The organism is Streptococcus tangpeifui (assembly GCF_044503215.1).
In the GTDB taxonomy this organism is placed as follows: Bacteria; Bacillota; Bacilli; order Lactobacillales; family Streptococcaceae; genus Streptococcus; species Streptococcus tangpeifui.
On record NZ_CP172427.1, the window covers coordinates 190,476 to 211,108 of the forward strand.

At 42.6% G+C, this 20,633-nt stretch carries 16 protein-coding genes; 13 read left to right on the forward strand and 3 right to left on the reverse strand.

What is annotated here, in order from left to right:
* Nucleotides 1–25 precede the first annotated feature (25 nt).
* The 5 genes from polA (at nt 26) to ACFSN5_RS01050 (ending at nt 6,687) form a co-directional block, all read left to right on the forward strand.
* Entirely contained in the window at nt 26–2,659 is a 2,634-nt protein-coding gene (gene polA, locus ACFSN5_RS01030; RefSeq protein ID WP_165329271.1) for a DNA polymerase I, read from the forward strand.
* 29 nt (nt 2,660–2,688) lie between these two features.
* On the forward strand, nt 2,689–3,120 hold the full coding sequence (locus tag ACFSN5_RS01035) for a CoA-binding protein (RefSeq protein WP_165329272.1): 432 nt from the start codon (nt 2,689–2,691) through the stop codon (nt 3,118–3,120).
* A 75-nt stretch (nt 3,121–3,195) separates the two neighbouring features.
* Nucleotides 3,196–3,657 (forward strand): peroxide-responsive transcriptional repressor PerR, encoded by a 462-nt coding sequence (gene perR / locus ACFSN5_RS01040; RefSeq protein WP_165329273.1) that lies wholly within the window; start codon nt 3,196–3,198, stop codon nt 3,655–3,657.
* Nucleotides 3,658–4,366: 709 nt separating this feature from the next.
* Nucleotides 4,367–5,617, forward strand: coding sequence for a threonine ammonia-lyase IlvA (ilvA, locus tag ACFSN5_RS01045; protein ID WP_165329274.1), 1,251 nt, complete (start codon nt 4,367–4,369; stop codon nt 5,615–5,617).
* A 179-nt stretch (nt 5,618–5,796) separates the two neighbouring features.
* Complete coding sequence (locus tag ACFSN5_RS01050) at nt 5,797–6,687, forward strand: SPFH domain-containing protein (protein WP_165329275.1); 891 nt, start codon at nt 5,797–5,799, stop codon at nt 6,685–6,687.
* A gap of 92 nt (nt 6,688–6,779) precedes the next feature.
* Here the strand turns inward: ACFSN5_RS01050 and brnQ are convergent, their stop codons facing one another.
* The 3 genes from brnQ to ACFSN5_RS01065 form a co-directional block, all read right to left on the reverse strand.
* Nucleotides 6,780–8,174, reverse strand: a complete 1,395-nt coding sequence (gene brnQ / locus ACFSN5_RS01055; protein WP_165211826.1) for a branched-chain amino acid transport system II carrier protein — start codon at nt 8,172–8,174, stop codon at nt 6,780–6,782.
* A gap of 350 nt (nt 8,175–8,524) precedes the next feature.
* Nucleotides 8,525–9,265: an amino acid ABC transporter ATP-binding protein gene (locus ACFSN5_RS01060; protein WP_004226196.1), complete on the reverse strand. Its 741-nt coding sequence runs from the start codon at nt 9,263–9,265 to the stop codon at nt 8,525–8,527.
* Nucleotides 9,265–10,809 (reverse strand): ABC transporter permease subunit, encoded by a 1,545-nt coding sequence (locus ACFSN5_RS01065; protein WP_165211829.1) that lies wholly within the window; start codon nt 10,807–10,809, stop codon nt 9,265–9,267. Before ACFSN5_RS01065 ends, ACFSN5_RS01060 begins: the two co-directional genes overlap by 1 nt.
* Before the next feature lie 183 nt (nt 10,810–10,992).
* On the opposite strand from ACFSN5_RS01065, the gene ACFSN5_RS01070 reads away from it, so the two are divergent.
* From ACFSN5_RS01070 to sufU, 8 genes are all read left to right on the forward strand, one after another.
* Nucleotides 10,993–12,921: a DUF2207 domain-containing protein gene (locus tag ACFSN5_RS01070; RefSeq protein ID WP_165329276.1), complete on the forward strand. Its 1,929-nt coding sequence runs from the start codon at nt 10,993–10,995 to the stop codon at nt 12,919–12,921.
* A 153-nt stretch (nt 12,922–13,074) separates the two neighbouring features.
* Nucleotides 13,075–13,917, forward strand: coding sequence for an undecaprenyl-diphosphate phosphatase (locus ACFSN5_RS01075; RefSeq protein WP_165211835.1), 843 nt, complete (start codon nt 13,075–13,077; stop codon nt 13,915–13,917).
* A 168-nt stretch (nt 13,918–14,085) separates the two neighbouring features.
* A complete protein-coding gene (locus ACFSN5_RS01080; protein WP_165211838.1) occupies nt 14,086–14,889 on the forward strand; it encodes an adaptor protein MecA in 804 nt (267 codons plus the stop codon).
* 3 nt (nt 14,890–14,892) lie between these two features.
* Nucleotides 14,893–16,053, forward strand: a complete 1,161-nt coding sequence (locus ACFSN5_RS01085; protein WP_165211841.1) for a glycosyltransferase family 4 protein — start codon at nt 14,893–14,895, stop codon at nt 16,051–16,053.
* Nucleotides 16,054–16,657: 604 nt separating this feature from the next.
* Complete coding sequence (gene sufC / locus ACFSN5_RS01090) at nt 16,658–17,428, forward strand: Fe-S cluster assembly ATPase SufC (RefSeq protein ID WP_165211844.1); 771 nt, start codon at nt 16,658–16,660, stop codon at nt 17,426–17,428.
* Nucleotides 17,429–17,563: 135 nt separating this feature from the next.
* On the forward strand, nt 17,564–18,826 hold the full coding sequence (gene sufD, locus ACFSN5_RS01095; RefSeq protein ID WP_165211847.1) for a Fe-S cluster assembly protein SufD: 1,263 nt from the start codon (nt 17,564–17,566) through the stop codon (nt 18,824–18,826).
* A 21-nt stretch (nt 18,827–18,847) separates the two neighbouring features.
* Nucleotides 18,848–20,074 carry a cysteine desulfurase gene (locus ACFSN5_RS01100; RefSeq protein WP_165211850.1) on the forward strand — a complete coding sequence of 409 codons (1,227 nt, stop codon included), beginning with the start codon at nt 18,848–18,850 and terminating at the stop codon, nt 20,072–20,074.
* The gene (gene sufU, locus ACFSN5_RS01105; protein WP_165211853.1) at nt 20,061–20,501 is read left to right on the forward strand and encodes a Fe-S cluster assembly sulfur transfer protein SufU; all 441 of its coding nucleotides are present in this window, start codon (nt 20,061–20,063) and stop codon (nt 20,499–20,501) included. Before ACFSN5_RS01100 ends, sufU begins: the two co-directional genes overlap by 14 nt.
* Nucleotides 20,502–20,633: the final 132 nt, after the last annotated feature.

Below are 20,633 nucleotides of genomic sequence, written 5' to 3' on the forward strand. Positions count from 1 at the left end.
GGAACTTCTGTGGTATAATAGGAGCATGGCTAATAAGAATAAATTACTATTGATTGATGGGTCTTCCATCGCCTTTCGGGCTTTTTTTGCTCTTTATAATCAAATTGAACGGTTTAAAAATCCTGTTGGTCTGCATACTAATGCCATCTATGGTTTTCATCTCATGCTGGACCATATGATGAAGCGGATTGAGCCGACCCATGTACTAGTGGCTTTTGATGCGGGTAAGACCACTTTTCGGACGGATATGTATGCCGATTATAAGGGTGGTCGTGATAAGACGCCAGATGAATTTCGTGAGCAATTTCCTTATATTCGGGAGATGTTGAATCATCTTGGTATTGCCTATTATGATTTGGAAAATTATGAAGCGGATGATATTATCGGAACCTTGGATAAGTTGGCTGAAAATGGCAATTTTGATGTGACTATTGTCAGTGGGGACAAGGATTTGATTCAGCTAGCCGATAATAATACGGTGGTCGAGATTTCTCGCAAGGGTGTGGCTGAGTTTGAAGAATATACGCCTGAATATCTGATGGAAAAGATGGGCATTACGCCAACCCAGTTTATTGATCTTAAGGCCTTGATGGGGGATAAGTCGGATAATATTCCTGGTGTAACTAAGATTGGCGAAAAGACAGGGCTCAAACTCCTATTGGAGTATGGTAGTTTGGAAGCTATTTACGACCATATCGATAGCTTCAAGCCATCTAAGATGAAAGAAAACCTCATCAATGATAAGGATCAGGCCTTTATGTCCAAGACTTTGGCAACCATCAATACCCAATCGCCTATTGAAATTGGTTTAGATGATACGCTTTACAAGGGTCCTCATTTGGAAGGGTTGGCTAAGTTCTATGATGAAATGAATTTTAAACAGCTGAAGGCAAGCTTGGGCCTCAAGGAAGAGGCCGAACAGGTTGAAATCAATTATCAAGTTGTTAATAGACTTGAACCTGCTATGTTTGGGCCTGACCAATTCTTCTATTTTGAAATTTTTAATGATAATTATCATCGCGAAGACATTCTGGGCTTTGCTTGGGGGAATGACCAGAATATCTATGTCAGCAAAAACTTAGATTTACTCAAAGATGAGCTTTTTATCCAAGCTCTTTCTAAGCCAATCAAAACCTATGATTTCAAGCGGACTAAGGTTCTTTTGAGCCACTTAGGACTTGATTTGCTGACAGCTAATTTTGACAGCCGTTTGGCAAAATATTTGTTGTCTACGGTGGAAGATAATGAACTTTCTACTATTGCCAGTCTCTATGGACAAACGCCTCTGGCTAAGGATACAGAAGTTTATGGTAAGGGAGCCAAGAAGGCAGTACCTGAGGACGACCTTCTTTTTGAACATCTGGCGACCAAGATTCAAGTCCTAGTAGAGACCGAGCCCATTCTAAAGGAAAAATTGGCTGAGCATGACCAATCTAATCTGCTCTTTGAGATGGAATTACCTTTAGCTAACGTTCTGGCTAAGATGGAAATTGCTGGGATTAAGGTTGACCGCCAGACCCTAAAGGATATGGAGCTAGAAAATGAGGTAACCCTCAAGGCTCTAACCCAGGAAATCTATGATTTGGCTGGTCAAGAATTTAATATCAATTCACCGAAGCAACTGGGGATGATCCTCTTTGAAAAGATGGGGTTGCCAATCTCTATGACTAAGAAGACTAAGACTGGCTATTCAACAGCTGTCGATGTTTTAGAACGTCTGGCCCCACATGCTCCGATTGTGGCTAAAATTTTGGAATATCGACAAATAGCTAAATTACAGTCAACCTATGTGGTCGGTCTACAGGATTTTATCATGGATGATGGGAAAATTCATACCCGCTATCTGCAAGATTTGACCCAAACCGGACGTCTTTCCAGTGTTGATCCAAACCTTCAAAATATTCCAGTGCGCTTAGAGCAAGGTCGTTTGATTCGTAAGGCATTTACACCTGAATGGGAGGACAGTGTCCTCCTGAGTTCGGACTATTCGCAGATTGAACTTCGAGTACTGGCCCATATCTCGGGGGATGAGCATTTAATCGCTGCTTTTAAGAATGGCGAAGATATCCACACGGCGACAGCCATGCGGGTCTTTAATATTGCAAGACCTGAGGATGTTACCCCTAATGATCGTCGCAATGCCAAAGCGGTCAATTTCGGTGTGGTCTATGGGATCTCTGATTACGGATTGTCCCAGAATTTGGGTATCAGTCGCAAGGCAGCCAAGCAGTATATCGACACCTATTTTGAACGTTTCCCTGGCATTAAAAACTACATGGAACGAGTGGTGCGTGAAGCTAAGGATAAGGGCTATGCTGAGACTCTCTTTAAGCGGCGTCGAATGCTGCCAGATATTAATTCACGTAACTTCAATATCCGTAATTTTGCTGAACGAACGGCTATCAATTCGCCTATTCAGGGTAGTGCAGCCGATATTCTTAAGATTGCCATGATTAATCTGGATCAAGCCTTGGAAGCAGGTGATTTCAAAACTAAGATGTTACTGCAAGTGCACGACGAAATTGTTTTGGAAGTACCCAATGAGGAGCTGGCGGTTGTCAAGCAGCTGGTTAAAGAAACTATGGAGTCAGCTATTGAGTTGGCGGTTCCTCTCTTGGCTGATGAAAATACTGGAAAAACTTGGTATGAAGCCAAATAAGAAATTACTAATGAGAAAGGGTGGTTTTTATGACTTATCATTTTACAAATCCTAGTGATGAAATCATCAAGTCCTACCTGCAAGAGGCTAATACGATAGCGGTTGTGGGACTCTCCGATAGAACTGAGACCGCTGCCTATAAAGTCGCTAAGGTTATGCAGGAGGTAGGCTACCAGATAATTCCTGTTAATCCTAGGTTGGCCGGTCAGGAAATTCTGGATCAGACCGTATATGCTTCTCTACAAGATATTCCGGTTCACATTGATATTGTTGATGTCTTTAGGCGGAGTGAATTTTTGCTTGATGTGGCTCATGACTTTGTTCAGGTTGGTGCAGATGTTTTTTGGGCTCAACTAGGGCTGGAAGCTGAGGATGCGGAAGACTTCTTGCGCCAAGCCGGTTGTGAGAGAATTGTCATGAATCGCTGTATTAAGATAGAATATGGTCGACTTATGGTTTAAGTTAGACTCATTTGGCGAGGGTCAGATTTTTTGTGCTATAATAAATTCAAAATGACTGATTAAGAGGAGGTAGCGATGGAAAACGATCGCATGGCTTTAGAAGCTTACGAGACTGTTCTAGAGCACCTAAAAAGTAAGCATATCCGGATTACAGAAACTCGTAAAGCCATTATCCGTTATATGATTGCCACCAAAAGTCATCCCAGTGCGGAAATGATTTACGAGGACCTTTTGCCAGAGTACCCCAGTATGAGTTTGGCAACTGTCTATAATAATCTCAAGGTTTTGGTTGATGAGGGTTTTGTGACAGAGCTCAAGCTTTGCAACTATAGTACGACTTATTATGATTTTTTAGGTCATCATGAGGTTCACATTGCCTGTGAACGGTGTGGGAAAATTACTGATTTCTTGGATGGTGATTTGCGGGACATGTATCAAGAAGCCAGTCAGCAGACGGGCTATAAGGTTACTCGCAGTCAGGTCATGCTCTATGGGCTCTGTCCAGATTGTCAGGAAGAAGATGCCAGTGTTACTTAAGAGTAGAAGTTGAGGACAAAAGTTCTTGGCTTTTTATTTTCTAAGGATTTTTCAGGAATTGTTTGATAGGTCTAACTATATGCAAAAAGTCTTAAATAGTTTTACTAAAATAAAAGTAAAATGTTGTAATGATATAAATAGAGGAGACTTTTGTGTCATTACTTATTAAAATAAAATCCTTGAATTAAAACGTTATATCGATAGAGATAGTTTTAGCTAGTTTAAAAGACTTTTGTAAATAAATTATTTCAGTGAATACTGCTGATATTCCAGTTAGATACTGTTAGTGTTAATCTGAGTTCAGAGACCAGCAATCATTTGAAAATTGAAGCTGGTCATACAGGATTAATTGTCTAACAGACTGGTTTTACCTTTGTGTGTCTAAGATGTTCAAAGGATTACAGTAACTGCTGATAATCAAGCAGCTTAGGACAAGCAAGTTCAAGTAACTGTTTAAAAAAGGTTCAAATTAAGTTATTTGAGATTAATAAACAAAGACTACTTGCAGAAATCATTGGTCTGTTTTTAACAACGATGGGGCTAGTCTGGTTGTCAAGGGTAGGAAAAATTTAAGTCTGAGCGTGGGGATTATGTCTCGGGCTTTTTTTCTTATCCTTTTCATGATTTCAGGGAATTCCCTTAATTTCAGCTAACTTTTATGTTATAATGAATCTACAGAAAATTTAGACAATAGTAAAAAGGAGAGTTTATGATAACAGCAACTGATGTTGTAAAAGCTCACAATGTTCTCAAAGATGTGGTTGAGCGAACGCCGCTGGAGTTTGACCGCTATCTGTCGGAAAAGTATCAGGCTACCATCTATCTCAAGCGGGAAAATATGCAAAAGGTTCGCTCTTTTAAGCTGCGGGGAGCCTACTATGCCATCAACCAACTATCGGATGAAGATAAGGCTAATGGTGTTGTCTGTGCTTCGGCTGGGAACCATGCCCAAGGGGTGGCCTATACTTGTAACGAAATGAAGATTTCAGCTACTATTTTTATGCCTATCACCACCCCTCAACAGAAGATTACTCAAGTTAAATTCTTTGGTGGAGCTTATGTCGATATCCAACTGGTTGGTGATACCTTTGATGCTTCAGCTCAAGCAGCTCAGGAGTTTACCAAGGCTCAGGGCCGTACCTTTATTCCACCTTTTGATGATGACAATGTTCAGGCTGGTCAGGGGACTGTTGCCTATGAAATCTATGAGCAGGCTAAAGAAGAAGGTGTTGATTTCGACAGTATCCTGGTACCTGTTGGCGGCGGTGGTTTGATTGCTGGCGTGGCGACTTATATGAAGGATGTGTCACCTGACATCCGAGTGGTTGGTGTTGAATCCAATGGTGCTCGTAGTATGCGGGCAGCCTTCGATAAAGGGCATCCTGTTAAACTGGAGCATATTGATAAGTTTGCAGATGGAATTGCTGTTCAGCAGGTCGGACAAAAAACCTATGAAGTGGCTCGCCGGACAGTCGACCAGCTAGTTGGTGTTGATGAGGGGTTGATTTCTGAAACCTTAATTGATATGTACTCTCGCCAAGGAATTATCGCTGAGCCGGCTGGAGCGGCTTCAATTGCAGCCCTAGAAGTCCTCAAAGAAGATATCAAGGGCAAGACTTTGGTTTGCATTATTTCGGGAGGGAATAACGATATTAATCGCATGCAGGAGATGGAAGAAAGAGCCCTAATTTATGATGGGGTCAAGCATTACTTTGTTGTTAACTTCCCCCAACGGCCGGGTGCACTACGAGAGTTTGTTAATAATATTTTGGGGCCAAATGATGATATCACGCGCTTTGAATACATTAAGCGGGCTGCCAAGGGAACAGGACCCTGCTTGGTGGGTGTAACGTTGTCTGATAAACATGATTATGATGGCCTGTTGAATCGTTTGGCAGGATTTGATCCTAATTATATCAACCTGCACGGTAACGAAAGTTTATATAATATGCTGGTTTAATCATGTATGATGACGTGAAGTTTGACAGGCTGATAAAGGCAGTTAGCTGAATATTTTATTTTAATGAAATTTGCTTACAACTCTGTGGAAAAAGTTGAAGTTTTCTGTATACTTGTTGTATCAGCCTCAGTGTCTTTTGAGTTATTTAACAGATTAGTATCTTACGAAAGGAAAGTATTATGGGTGTCTTTTTAGTATTTTTAGTATTGTGTTTTATTATTTTTATTGTTTTTTTGGCCAGCTCGCTTTATGTTGTAAGGCAGCAATCGGTAGCTATTATTGAGCGCTTTGGTCGTTATCAAAATACGTCTGCTAGTGGAATTCACATGCGTCTGCCATTTGGTATGGATAGAATCGCAGCGCGTGTTCAGTTGCGTCTCTTACAGAGTGAAATTGTCGTTGAAACGAAGACCAAGGACAATGTTTTTGTCACTCTCAATGTAGCAACCCAATATCGGGTTAATGAGCAAAATGTCATTGATGCTTACTACAAATTGATGCGTCCAGAAGCACAGATTAAGTCTTACATCGAAGATGCCCTGCGCTCCTCTGTCCCTAAGTTGACTTTGGATGAACTCTTTGAGAAAAAGGACGAGATTGCTCTGGAAGTTCAACATCAAGTGGCAGAAGAAATGTCTACTTATGGCTATATCATTGTTAAGACCTTGATTACTAAGGTTGAACCTGATGCTGAAGTGAAGCAATCTATGAATGAAATTAATGCAGCTCAACGTAAACGTGTTGCCGCTCAAGAATTGGCCGAAGCTGATAAGATTAAAATTGTCACAGCTGCTTCTGCCGAAGCTGAAAAAGATCGACTGCATGGTGTCGGTATTGCCCAACAGCGTAAAGCGATCGTTGATGGTCTGGCTGAATCTATTGCAGAACTCAAGCAAGCTAATGTCGGTATGACGGAAGAACAGATTATGTCCATCCTCTTGACCAACCAGTATCTTGATACCTTGAATCAATTCGCTGCAGGTGGTAACCAGACCCTCTTTCTACCTAATAATCCAGAAGGGGTAGAAGATATCCGGACACAAATTCTATCAGCTCTCAAGGCCAAATAAGGTTTTAAATAGTAAAAGGCCCGCCTCTAACTGAGAGGTGGGCCTTTGTTGATAGATTAGTTGATTGGTCCTTGTTAAATCTTTATTAGGTTTTAACCTTCTGTTTCTGTTTCTTTAAGTGGCTTAAAGCCAGTCAGAACTAAGCCGACGACCAAACCAATGACTGCAAAGCTAATCCATCCCATATTGTAGGCACCTAGAGGCAGGGCCTCAGTAAAGAAGTTGACTAGGTCACTTGGTAGGGTAAAAAGTTGAGTTTGAGCTGACAGGGTATTGAAGGCATCAAAGAGACCTGCAATAGCCGTGAAGCCTAAGGCTGTTTTGTAAACGACATGATTATAGCCAATCCATTTCTTCAGGAAGATGAGGATAATGGTGACGATAGTCAGTGGGTAGAGCAGATAAAGAACGGGTATTGACCATTTGATAATTTGATCAAGGCCACCGAAGTAAAGGATGACTCCAATCAGAGTGAAGGCAGTTGCCCAGACAATGTGAGAAACTTTTGGAAAGACCTTATGGAAGTATTCTGCGCAGGCCGTAATCAGTCCAGTTGCTGTTGTTAGACAGGCTAGGAAGATGGCCATACCTAGGATGATCTGGCCAAAGCTGCCCATGTAGTGAGCGGCTGATTGGATGAGGACGGGTCCGCCATCAGAAATTGGGACATTTCCTTGGGTGAAGAGGTCTTTGGTCATGCCAAAGAGGGTTTGAGAGGTTGCTCCCAGCCGGGCAACGAAAATATAGATAGCTGCTAGGATGACAGCTGCGATGATACCAGACTTGAGAGTTAAGCTAGCAACAGCATTAGAGGTTTTGGCTCCGTGTCCTTTAGCAGCATCAATGACTAGGATAGCAAAGGCCAGAGAGGCCAAGGCGTCCATGGTACTGTAACCCTGAATCAGTCCAGCCACAAAAGGCAGACTCTTGAAACTGTCACTGACAGCAGGAGAAGCATTGTGTGCGGATCCGATATGGCCCGCAGGAGAGATAAAGGAAGCGACAATCAGAATTCCTAAGAAAATCAAGAGGGCCGGTGTCAAATATTTCCCGATACGGTCAGCAATCTTACTCGGCCGGACAGCAATCAGATAGGATAATCCGAAAAAGACTAATCCATAGATGATGTGAGCAGCTTGACCACTGCCAAAGAAGGGTTTAATTCCGATTTCATAGGAAACTGCCCCTGTCCGAGGAATGGCAAAGAAAGGACCGATAGTCAGGTAGAGAGCGATAGCGAAAAATAGGGCGTAAGCCTTGGAAGCAGGTCTAGCAATAGATTCAACATCGGTTCTGCCTGAGTAAGCTACAGCCACAACACCTAGCAGAGGTAAGGATACTCCTGTGATACAGAAACCTAGAATAGCTAAGGCTAGGTTGGTACCAGAATAGATACCGAGGTAGGCAGGGAAAATCAGGTTACCAGCCCCGAAGAAGAGGGCGAAGAGCATAAACCCGATAATCCAATAAGTGGATTTTTTTTGCATGAATTCCTCCATATTGATTAATGAAAAATTAGAATTGCATAAAATTGTATGACAGTTCATTATAACAAGCTAAAGTTAAGACTGTCAAGGGAGGGAGGCTGAACTACGATTTCGTATTGAATTGATCAGTCAATTTGCTAGAGAAGTCAGTATGGTCCTTGCTAACTAGTATTAGTGACTGATTTAATAGATGGTGTTACAGTGGACAAAAATACTTTTGGTAACGTGGTATTAGGACAAGCCCATCCTGTGTGGGAAAGAGTTTGCCCAGCAAAAAGAGAGTAGGCCAGAAATCAAAATCGTGATTTTATCACGATTTACTGATTTTTGTCTCACTCTCTCTTGTGGATTTAGTTGAGGAAGCGTTGCAAGAATTCTTTGGTGCGGGCTTCTTGTGGGTGTTCAAAGATTTGCTCAGGTGTTCCTTGCTCAGCAATAACGCCTTGGTCCATGAAGATGACCCGGTCGGAAACTTCTTTAGCAAACTCCATTTCGTGGGTAACAATCAGCATGGTCAAGCCTGATTTGGCTAGATCTTGCATAGTTTTGAGTACCTCACCAACCATTTCAGGGTCTAGAGCAGAGGTTGGTTCGTCAAAGAGGATAGCTTCTGGATTTACAGAAAGAGCACGGGCAATAGCAACCCGTTGCTTTTGCCCACCTGAGAGCTGGGCTGGTTTTGCTTGCCAATATTGTTGGCTCATGCCAACTTTTTCTAAATTAGTCTTGGCAATTTTGGTGGCTTCGGCCTTGTCACGCTTGAGGACAGTTGTTTGAGGCACAATAGCATTGTCCAAGACATTGAGGTTGGCAAAAAGATTGAAGGATTGGAAAACCATACCCAGTTTTTCTCGGTAAGTGGCCAGATCATAACCCTTTTCCAAAACATTTTGACCGTGGTAGAGGATTTGACCTCCAGTTGGCTCTTCCAAGAGATTGATAGACCGCAGGAAGGTTGATTTCCCTGAACCTGAGCTACCAATGATGGAGATAACTTCCCCCTTATTGACACTGAGGGAGATGCCTTTGAGGACTTCGTTTTGTCCGTAAGATTTTTTCAACTGTGTGATTTCTAAAATTGGATCAGCCATTAGCTGGCACCTCCTTGGGTGTAATTATCTTGATCCAGACGGCGTTCTAAGTAACGCAGGATACGGGTTACTGTGAAGGTCAGGATGAAGTAGATGACAGCGATGATGAGGAAGGTTTGGAAATACTTGTAGGTCTGGGTAGCCACAGTATTACCAGAGAAGTAAAGTTCAACAACTGAGATAACATTAAGGACTGAGGTATCCTTGATATTGATAACAAATTCATTACCAGTGGCTGGCAGGATATTTCTAACAACCTGTGGCAGGACAACCTTTCGCATGGTTTGGTTGTGGGTGAAACCGAGGGCTGTCGCTGCTTCAAATTGTCCCTTGTCAACGGCGTAGATACCACCGCGAACGATTTCACTCATATAGGCACCAGTGTTGATGGAAACGATAAAAATAGCGGCCCAGGTCCGATCCAGATTGACCCCGAAGGCTTGAGCAGTCCCATAGTAGATAACCATGGCTTGAACAATCATCGGAGTCCCACGGAAGATTTCAATATAGACATTAAGGAGCCAGCCAAAGCCTTTTTGAAGGCAGGCCAGAGCTTTGTTGCCAGCTATTGGTGCTGTCCGGTAAACGCCAATTAAGAGACCAATGACCAAACCGACCAGGGTACCGACGATAGAGATGAGCAGGGTCAGACCGGTTCCTCGCAGAAATTGGGACCAGTTGTTCTTGAGGATGATCCAAGCTTGGCTGAGGAAGCTGCTATTATTCTTACTGTTAGATGGCTGCTCAGTAATCATTTTATCCATAAGCTTAAGCCGATCCTTTTCAGGAATGGTAGCTAGGATTTGATTGACTTTTTCTTGGGTGGCTGTATCGTCTTTACGTAAGCCGACGGAGAGAGCTGTGTCAGAAGGATTAGTTTTGAAGCCCTGTTTGAGGGTAATCATTTTGAAGTCCTTGCTGGAAGCCATAGCGGTCTTAGCCTCTGGTCGTTCAGAGACGTAAGCATCAATGACACCTGATGAGAGGGCTTGTCGCATTTGTGAGAAGTCCCCCATGGCGGTTTGCTTCTTAACTCCTGAAATTTGGTCAATCAGATCGTAAAGGTAAACTCCTTGTTGAGCTGTGATTTTAGCTCCCTTGAAGTCTGACAGACTGCTTGCGCTAGCGTATTTACTATCTGATTTAACGACTAAGACGGGTTCGCTGGTGTAGTAGCTGTTGGAGAAATTAATCTCTTTCTTACGCTCTTCAGTCGGGCTCATCCCTGCGATGATAAGATCAATTTTCTTGGAAGTTAGGGCAGGCAGAAGGCCATCCCATTTGGTTTTGACAACCAAGAGTTTTTTCCCCATGCCCTTGGCAATTTTTTTACCAATTTGGACATCGTAACCATTGGCGTATTGCTTACTGCCTTCAATCGGTACGGCGCCGTTAGAGTCGTTATTTTGCGTCCAGTTGAAGGGAGCGTAGGCGGCTTCCATTCCGACACGTAAATACTCATCAGCCTTGGCAACTGACATACCTCCAAAGATAATGGTCAGGGCTAGAACGATGGTTAGACTAATTTTTTTAAAGTGATCCATGTGGTACTCCTAGTATTTTTTCCTGATTGAATCATCAGGGTACAACAACACATACTATCCTATTTTACAGGAAATGAGGGAGTATTTCAATGGGCGGTTACAGAGATTTTGTCTGATGAAGGATTTTTAGTTGCTGATAAACTATGATAGAATAGAAATATACTAGAAAAGGGGAAGTGGGTAATGAAAAAGAAAATTATTTTATGTTGCTTGAGCTTACTGGCTTTACTATTGTTTTTTTCTAGAAGGTCAGTTGCTGATGAGGTTGACTATAATATCAGTCGCTATGACGGTCTATTAGAAATTCAAAAAGATAATACAGCAACCTTTACTCAAACGATTACCTTCCATTACAAATCGGAGTATCATGGACAGTATGTCAGTTTAGGTGAAGCTGGAAATATGCCGCAAGGCTTTTCCATTGATGGGGAGCATGCAAGACCAGAAGTTACTATAAATAATGGTAAGGCTTTTACACCAAAGATGGACATAGAAAGACTTGAGGATGGTTACCGTCTTAAAATTTATGATGGTGGAAGTGCAGGGGATACTGTCAAGGTAAAAGTGACTTGGCAGTTAAAAAATATCCTATCCATTCATCGGGATATTGCTGAATTAAATTGGAAACCAATTTCAGATGGTGATAAAGCAGCCCATCATGTGAGGTTTAAGGTAAGTGCACCTGAAACCAAAGAATCACAACTTTTCGCCCATCTAGGATTTTTACAACCAAAAGTTAAAATTTCAAAAGCAGGTAATGATTACCAATTATCGACTGATTATGTTGGTGCTGGGAAGGCATTAGAATTGCACGGCTATTGGAGTTCTCAAGCATTTTCGGTAGCTAGATATGTATCAGGAAAGGGTCTTCCTCACTTTAAAAAACAAGAGGAAGACATTAATAGAAAAACGAAATTTTATCAAAAATTATTCTATGTGATTATTCCTATCATTGGGCTTATTATGCTAGCAGTAGGAGTACTTTTATTCATCTATTATAAATTTTCCCTGCAACATCAAAAAGGTGCTGCTGGAGTGCCCAAGTGGCTCTACTCAGCTCCTAATGATTGGTCGCCTCAGCTAGTTGCCTCGGTTGTTTATAGTACGGATTGGTCTGAGGTGAACCCTATTACCGCAGGAAGAGGAAACTTACGATTTGAAAATATGATCCAAGCCAGCCTGCTGGATTTGATTGATCGTGGGAATTTGAAACTAGAACCTTCTGAAGGCGGTCCCTTGATTCACCATGTTCATTCGGATAATCTGTCATCATTTGAACTGACCTTCCTAGAGATGACTATGGGACCTAATATAGGTGATAAGTTAGCAGTATCTGACCTTTTCCCTGACTACCGAGTGGATAAAAAGGTCAGTGTCAAAAATGGCTATAGTGTTGAGGAGGTTAATCGCTATGGTCGTAAGATGACATCTGTTTTCGATAAAAATTTAAACGAATTAACGCAGAGTGTTGAAGAGGCTAAACGCTCACTAGGTTTAGAGGACTACTACCGACCTTTAAGGTCTGGTGAAAATAAGCTGCGTCGTTTAAGTTTTGCGGCCTTATATCTAGCTATGATTTTCATGTTTGTCGCTATCGATTATGCTGGATTAGCCCATTTCTTGAGTGGCCTCAATTGGCCTATGATTCTAGGTTACATTGGCATGATTCTGCTATCCATTGTTTTGGTTATTATCCTCTTCAGGCTTTGCAGGTTTGATAAGCGAGATGGTACGCCACGAGAAGAAGTAAAGGCTGATTACCATGCTTGGCAGGCTTTCCGCCGAATGCTGAAGGATATTAAACGCTTTGACAAAGCTCAGTTAGAGTCTATTGTCGTTTGGAATCGTATTTTGGTTTATGCAACACTTTTTGGCTATGCTAAGCAGGTTGAAGAGGTTCTGAGAATGCAAGATATTCCTCTTCCTCCAATTGTTAATCAATATTTAACCTACAATCTTTTCCCTTATCTATATCTATCTTCTCAAAACTTTGCTGACTTTGGTCATCAGGCTGTAGCTGCTCAAAATTTCCACGTTTCAAGTGGTGGAGGCTTTTCTGGTGGCGGTGGTTTTTCCGGAGGCGGCGGAGGCGGAGGTTTTGGATCTTTCTAGAGCCTGTCTGCTATCTATCTCTATATTAGCTGATCAAGTAAAATTGGTCGGCTTTTTAATAGAATAATCGGTTTTATTAGGGAAGTCCTATTTTTAAAAGTCTTTGCTTTTTGCTATAATGAAATTAATTGATTTTCGAAAACAGGAGATATTATGTTAGTCATCGAACTGATTAAAGCCATTTTTCTAGGGATTATTGAGGGGATTACCGAATGGCTTCCCATTTCTAGCACAGGCCACCTAATTCTGGTGCAGGAATTTGTCAAGCTTAATCAAGGTCACGCCTTTAATGAGCTTTTCAACATTGTTATTCAGCTAGGAGCTATTCTAGCAGTTATGGTCATCTACTTTGAGCGTCTCAATCCTTTTCAAAGAGGGAAGACTCCTAAGGAGATTCGCCTGACTTGGCAACTCTGGATGAAGGTGGTTATCGCTTGTATTCCCTCAGCTATTTTTGGTCTGCTTTTGGATGATTGGATGGATGCTCACTTTAGTAATTTCACCAGTGTGGCGACTATGCTCATCGTCTATGGTATTGCCTTTATTTGGATTGAACGCCGCAATCGCAATGTGGAGCCACAGGTGACCGACTTGGCACGGATGCATTACAAGACGGCCCTTTATATCGGTCTCTTCCAAGTACTTAGTATTATCCCGGGGACCAGTCGATCAGGAGCTACTATTCTGGGAGCCATTTTAGTTGGGACCAGTCGGAGTGTGGCAGCGGATTTCACTTTCTTCTTAGGAATTCCGACCATGTTTGGCTACAGTGGTCTCAAGTTCGTTAAGTTCTTGCTGGACGGTAATCATTTGAATGTTGCGCAATGGTTGGTGCTTTTGGTTGCCTCGGTGGTAGCCTTTGCGGTCAGCATGGCTGTTATCAAGTTCTTGACGAACTTCGTTAAAAAACATGATTTTACCGTTTTTGGTTGGTATCGCATCGTTTTGGGATTTATCTTACTTATCTATGCAGCTGTCAAGGTTTTGATGGTATAATGGCTAGACGACTGAAAGGGAACTTTCGGTCTTTTTTTATTTAGCGTTGAAGCTGATTGGGGATGATCAGTCAAAGGCCTTGGGCTTAGGTCTCTGCTGTTCTTGTTTCGTTGAACTTTTGCCCCTTTTCTTGTATAATATAATAACTACTCGTGCGAGGTAATTACTATGGAAATGAAACAAATTAATGAGTCGACACTCAAGATTTCTGTTAGTCTTGAAGATCTTGATTCATACGGCATGGAACTAAAAGATTTCCTGATGCCTCAAGAAAAAACAGAAGAATTTTTCTATACTATTTTAGATGAATTGGATATCCCAGATAGTTTTAAATCAACTGGTATGTTAAGCTTCCGGGTAACTCCCCGTAAAGATCGGGTCGATGTTTTTGTAACAAAGTCTGAGCTTAATGAAAGTCTGGATTTTGAACAGTTAGCCGAAGATATGGGGGATATGTCAGACATGAATCCAGAGGATTTTTTCAAAAATCTGGAAAAGAATATGATGGCCCAGGGTGATACTGAAGCTCATGAAAAATTGAAAAATTTGGAAGCCATGCTAGATGATGCTATCGGTGATTTGCCAGAAGAAGTTCAAGCAGTAACAACTGGTTCAGAAGACGGTGAGAGCGATGCTAGGGCTTTCAGGCTTAAAGAGGAGGATTTAATTCCTGTTACCAGTTATGCGCATTATGTTGCAGACTTTCCTAATTTGGAAGCCGTTATTGTAGCAGCCAAGGCCTTGGCTGTGCCAACTGAGGCTTCAGAACTCTTTAAATCAGAAGAAGGCTATCATTTGACAGTTCTCTTTAGCATTGAAGATGAAGAACCTATTCGCGCTAAGCAGCTGCAAGCTCATCTTTTAGAATATGGTGAACCTGCTCAGCACACCCGAGCCTATCTCTTGGAGCATGCTGTTAAACTTTTGGATCATACAGCAGTAGATAAATTGAAAACGATAGAATTGGTATAAAGAATGATTAGTCAATTTCGTTTACAATACATTCTGGTTCTGATCGGAGTCTTTTTGATTCCCTTGGTTTTAACACCTCTGATTCGGTTTTTGGCCTTTCGGATCGGAGCGGTTGATAATCCTAATGCTAGACGGATTAATCAGGTTCCCATGCCTTCAAGTGGAGGCTTGGGGATTTTGATTGCCTTTTTAGTAGGGACCTTGATTTTAATGCCCATTATCACTGAAAAGAATCACTATTTCATGTCCTACTTTGACTATATTCTGCCAGTAGCTATGGGAGGGTTGATCGTCTCGATGACAGGCTTTGTTGACGATGTTTTAGAGCTCAGGCCGAGAGCAAAAATGTTAGGAATTATTGCTGGTGCGGTTGTCGTCTGGGCTTTTACGGACTATCGTTTCGATAGTTTTAAAATTCCTTTTGGTGGGCCTATGCTTTATTTTGGTCCTGTCCTGAGTTTTTTCTTGACGGTCCTTTGGATCGTGGCGATTACCAATGCGATCAATCTGATAGATGGGCTAGATGGTTTGGTTTGTGGAGTGTCTGTTATCAGTCTGACTACCATGGGTTTGATTTCTTATTTTTTTCTATTTGATAGCAATCTCTATACAACCCTGACTATTTTTCTACTGATTGCTGCTATTGCAGGCTTTTTCCCCTATAATTACAATCCCGCTATTATTTATCTGGGGGATACGGGTGCTCTCTTTATCGGCTTTATGATTGGGGTGCTCTCCTTGCAGGGGTTGAAAAATTCGACGGCTGTTGCAGTTATTACTCCGGTCATTATCTTAGGAGTGCCGATTTTAGACACTTTTGTGGCTATTATTCGGCGGAAATTATCGGGACGACCTGCGACTGAGGCCGATAAGATGCACCTCCACCATCGACTCTTAGCGATGGGGTTCACCCACCGTGGTGCGGTTTTGGTGGTTTATGGCATCGCAATGGTATTCTCGCTGACTTCCCTGCTTTTGAATGTATCCAGTCGGCTGGGGGGAGTGCTCTTGATTATAGGTCTTCTCTTTACAGCAGAAGTTCTGATTGAGGGCCTACAAATTTGGGGCGTAGGACGGACTCCGCTTTTTGACTGTCTCAAGTTTATTGGGAATAGTTCCTATCGTCAAGTAGTTCTGGATAAGTGGAAAAAAAGGTGGAAGTAAGTTAGCTGATTACAATCAAAGACAAAGCCAAGCTTGGCTTTTTTTGTTATAATGTAGGGTGTTTGGGGAGTGAAGGCAAACTGGCTGGTGGTTGAGCGAACTGATCCTGCTTTCGTTTTGAGGCTGGAGAATGGTTGAGCAAATTATCTCCTTATCTTTTCAGAGCCGAGTGTTCAAACTTGATCGGAAGAGAGTAGGATAAACAGTCAGGGTGTTACTCCCTCACCACAAAGCGCTATCATCTTTGAAATAAGTGTAAAAAGAGCTAGCTTCTTTGATATAGATGGTAGTTATTGCTTGATGTAGTGGTTGATCGGAAGTTCTTATCTTGGGGGATTCCTATTTTTCAAACACACCTTTAAACTGTCTACTCGATGCGTAAGTACGATAGCTTATAAGTCTGAAAAATATGACTAAAGGATATAGAATATAGATATAGCGAGCCAAGCTTGTCTCATCTCATCAATTATGCAGAGATAGGATTGAAACGCTCTAGTGGTCTAGTGGAGGATATCAACCTGAGCTTAGGTGTTAAAGAGTGAGGAAATTAAGGCGTTGTCCACTGATTTCTATTCTTTTATAAAATATATAGAGGAGGAATGTTTTGTCTGTACTTGAAATTAAAGATTTGCATGTGTCTATCGAAGACAAAGAAATATTGAAAGGGTTGAATTTGACCCTGAAAACAGGGGAAATTGCAGCTATCATGGGTCCCAACGGGACTGGGAAATCAACCCTATCTGCAGCCATCATGGGCAATCCTAATTATGAGGTGACCCAAGGCCAAATTCTTTTTGATGGTCAGGATATTCTTGAATTGGCAACCGATGAGCGGGCGCGTTTGGGTCTTTTCTTAGCGATGCAGTATCCAGCAGAAATTCCCGGAATTACCAATGCTGAATTTATTCGGGCAGCCATGAATGCTGGTAAGGAAGACGAAGAGAAAATCTCTATCCGTGAATTTATTACGAAGCTGGATGAGAAAATGGAGCTTTTGGGTATGAAGGAGGAAATGGCGGAACGCTATCTCAATGAAGGCTTCTCAGGCGGTGAAAAGAAACGCAATGAAATTCTCCAGCTCCTCATGCTGGAACCTAAATTTGCTCTTTTGGACGAAATTGATTCTGGGCTTGATATTGATGCCCTTAAGGTTGTATCCAAAGGCGTTAATGCTATGCGTGGTGAAGGCTTCGGAGCAATGATTATTACTCACTATCAACGTCTGCTTAACTATATCACACCTGATGTGGTTCATGTTATGATGGACGGTCGTGTAGTGATGACTGGCGGAGCCGATCTAGCTGCCCGCTTGGAAAAAGAAGGCTATGCTCAATTAGCTGACGATTTGGGCTTAGAGTACCACGAAGAAGTCTAATGATGAAAAAGAGGTTTGAAGGGTTGCTCTGCTTTCTGTAGGTAGATTAGCTTAGGGAGGCCTCCTTGTTTTTAACAAACCTAGAAAACGAACTTTTACTCAAACAGTTTGATTAGAAATGGAGTAAGCATCATTATGACAAAAGAAGCAATTATAAATTTTTCCCAGCTCAAGGCAGAGCCGGCCTGGTTACAAGACAGACGTTTGGCTGCTTTTGCGCAAATTGACCAGCTGAAGCTACCCAAGATTGAAAAGGTTCGCTTTAACCGCTGGAATTTCGGAGATGGTAGTCTGGCTGAAAATGAAGCGACAGCTAATGTGCCTGATTTTACTGCTTTAAGCCAGAATCCTAAGTTGGTTCAAGTCGGCACTCAAACGATTCTGGAGCAGCTAAGTCCTGAACTCATTGAACAGGGTGTTATTTTTACTGACTTTGCCAGTGCTCTGGAGACTATTCCAGAAGTTTTAGAGACTAATTTTGCTAAGGCTCTGGCCTATGATGAAGATAAGTTGGCGGCTTATCATTATGCCTATTTCAATAGCAGTGCCGTCCTCTATGTTCCTGACAATATTGAAATCGCCCAACCTCTAGAAGGTATCTTTTACCAAGACAGTGATTCAGATGTGCCGTTTAATAAGCACATTCTTGTGATTGCTGGCCGCAATAGTAAATTTAGTTATTTGGAACGCTTTGAATCTATCGGTCAAGCTAGTTCTAAAGCAACGGCTAATATCAGTGTGGAAGTTATCGCTGGGGCTGGCAGTCAGGTCAAGTTTTCAGCTATTGACCGTTTGGGGCAAAACTTGACCACTTATATGAGCCGGCGGGGGCGCTTGGAGCGCGATGCCAGCATTGATTGGGCTCTGGGCGTGATGAATGAAGGCAATGTCATCGGTGATTTTGATAGTGATTTGATTGGTGACGGCAGCCATGCTGATCTCAAGGTGGTAGCCGCCTCCAGCGGTCGTCAAGTTCAAGGGATTGATACCCGTGTGACCAACTACGGCCGTAACTCTGTTGGGCACATCTTGCAACATGGGGTTATCTTGGAAAAGGGTACCTTAACCTTCAATGGTATCGGTCATATTGTCAAGGGGGCTAAGGGAGCGGACGCGCAACAGGAAAGTCGAGTCCTCATGCTCTCGGACAAAGCACGGTCTGATGCCAACCCGATTCTCTTAATTGATGAAAATGATGTCACTGCTGGTCACGCCGCCTCCATCGGCCAAGTAGACCCTGATGATATGTATTATTTGATGAGTCGTGGTCTGAAATACGAAGAAGCGGAACGTCTTGTGATTCTTGGTTTCTTGGGAGCTGTGATTACAGAAATCCCAAGCAAGGATGTGCGTGATGAAATGATTGCCGTTCTTGATCACAAGTTAGACCAACGTTAAGATGATTCGAGGAGGTTATCCTTGTTAGATACAGAAACGCTTAAAAAAGATTTTAAAATTTTAGATCAGGTAGTCAATGACGAATCCTTGGTCTATTTGGATAATGCCGCAACAACCCAAAAACCTCAAGCAGTCCTTGAGGTTTTGCGTGCTTATTATGAGACAGATAATGCCAATGTTCATCGAGGAGTTCACACTCTAGCAGAGCGGGCAACAGCCGCTTACGAGAACAGTCGGGAGAAAGTCCGTGCTTTTATTAGAGCAAAATCAACTAAGGAAGTTCTTTTTACCAGGGGAACAACTACTGGCCTCAATTGGGTGGCTAATTTTGCCAAAGAAGTTCTGCAGCCGGGTGATCAGGTCTTGATTTCTATTATGGAGCATCATTCCAATGTCATTCCATGGCAGGAAGCCTGTCGGGCGACTGGAGCAGAGCTGGTCTATGTCTATCTCAAAGATGGCCAGTTGGATATGGTAGATCTCAAGGACAAGCTCAATGACCGCACCAAGTTTGTCAGTATGGCACAGGCGTCTAATGTTCTAGGCTGTCTCAATCCTGTCAAGGAGATTGCTAGTCTAGCCCATCAGGCAGGAGCTTACATGGTTGTTGATGGTGCTCAGTCTGCCCCCCACATGCCCATCGATGTACAGGACTTGGATTGTGATTTCTTTGCCTTCTCAGGTCACAAGATGCTGGGACCAACGGGGATCGGAGTTCTATACGGCAAAGAAGAAGTGCTCAACCTCATGTCGCCTGTCGAATTCGGCGGGGAAATGATTGATTTCGTCTACGAGCAGGAAGCCAACTGGAAGGAGCTCCCTTGGAAATTTGAGGCGGGAACACCTAACATTGCAGGAGCTATTGCTTTGGGAGCGGCTCTGGATTATCTGGATAAGATTGGTATGGGGGCAATCCATGCCCACGAGCAGGAGCTGGTGGCCTATGTTCTGCCCAAATTGCAGGCTATTAAGGGTTTAACAATTTATGGGCCTGAGGATCCTAATCAGCACACTGGCGTTATTGCCTTTAATCTGGATGGTGTCCATCCTCATGATTTAGCTACTGCTCTGGATTACGAAGGCGTAGCTGTTCGGGCAGGTCACCATTGTGCCCAACCTTTGATTAACCATCTGGGGATTCATTCAGCTGCTCGGGCAAGCTTTTATCTCTATAATAGTAAGGAAGATTGCGATAAATTGATCCAAGCGATCTTAGCAGCAAAGGAGTTTTTCAATGGCACTCTCTAGTTTGAATAATCTCTATAAGATGGTGATTGCAGAGCATTCTCAAAGCCCTCACCATCATGGCTTTTTAGAAGGGGTTGAACAGCTTCAGCTCAATAATCCTACCTGCGGCGATGTCATCAATTTATCTGTCAAATTCGATGGTGATGTCATCGAGGATATTGCTTTTGCTGGGGATGGTTGCACCATTTCAACAGCTTCATCCAGCATGATGACCGATGCTGTCATCGGCAAGACCAAGGAGGAGGCCCTGCACCTGGCAAAAATTTTCTCCGAAATGGTTCAAGGACAAAAAGATGACCAGCAAAAAGAATTGGGTGAAGCTGAACTGATGGCGGGAGTCGCTAAGTTTCCCCAACGGATCAAGTGTGCTACCCTCTCCTGGAATGCTCTGAAAAAGGCTATCGAAAGAGATGGTGAACAAAAGTAAAAATGGGAAGAGGCTGAGACAAAAGTTCTCAGCCTTATTTATTTAGTCAATTCACTGACTAGGCGCAGTGGTTGGGAGTAAGACTTGTTGGCTGTGCCAGCTTAGTCTTACCCCTGCACAGTTCATTAGGTG

Bases quoted from the DNA above. Each gene is read 5' to 3' on its own strand.
- brnQ (WP_165211826.1), bottom strand. From the start codon at position 8,174: ATGCAAAAAAAATCCACTTATTGGATTATCGGGTTTATGCTCTTCGCC.
- ACFSN5_RS01060 (WP_004226196.1), bottom strand. From the start codon at position 9,265: ATGGCTGATCCAATTTTAGAAATCACACAGTTGAAAAAATCTTACGGA.
- sufD (WP_165211847.1), top strand. From the start codon at position 17,564: ATGACAAAAGAAGCAATTATAAATTTTTCCCAGCTCAAGGCAGAGCCG.
- sufU (WP_165211853.1), top strand. From the start codon at position 20,061: ATGGCACTCTCTAGTTTGAATAATCTCTATAAGATGGTGATTGCAGAG.
- ACFSN5_RS01050 (WP_165329275.1), top strand. From the start codon at position 5,797: ATGGGTGTCTTTTTAGTATTTTTAGTATTGTGTTTTATTATTTTTATT.
- perR (WP_165329273.1), top strand. From the start codon at position 3,196: ATGGAAAACGATCGCATGGCTTTAGAAGCTTACGAGACTGTTCTAGAG.
- ACFSN5_RS01070 (WP_165329276.1), top strand. From the start codon at position 10,993: ATGAAAAAGAAAATTATTTTATGTTGCTTGAGCTTACTGGCTTTACTA.
- ilvA (WP_165329274.1), top strand. From the start codon at position 4,367: ATGATAACAGCAACTGATGTTGTAAAAGCTCACAATGTTCTCAAAGAT.
- ACFSN5_RS01075 (WP_165211835.1), top strand. From the start codon at position 13,075: ATGTTAGTCATCGAACTGATTAAAGCCATTTTTCTAGGGATTATTGAG.
- ACFSN5_RS01080 (WP_165211838.1), top strand. From the start codon at position 14,086: ATGGAAATGAAACAAATTAATGAGTCGACACTCAAGATTTCTGTTAGT.
- polA (WP_165329271.1), top strand. From the start codon at position 26: ATGGCTAATAAGAATAAATTACTATTGATTGATGGGTCTTCCATCGCC.
- ACFSN5_RS01035 (WP_165329272.1), top strand. From the start codon at position 2,689: ATGACTTATCATTTTACAAATCCTAGTGATGAAATCATCAAGTCCTAC.
- ACFSN5_RS01065 (WP_165211829.1), bottom strand. From the start codon at position 10,809: ATGGATCACTTTAAAAAAATTAGTCTAACCATCGTTCTAGCCCTGACC.
- ACFSN5_RS01085 (WP_165211841.1), top strand. From the start codon at position 14,893: ATGATTAGTCAATTTCGTTTACAATACATTCTGGTTCTGATCGGAGTC.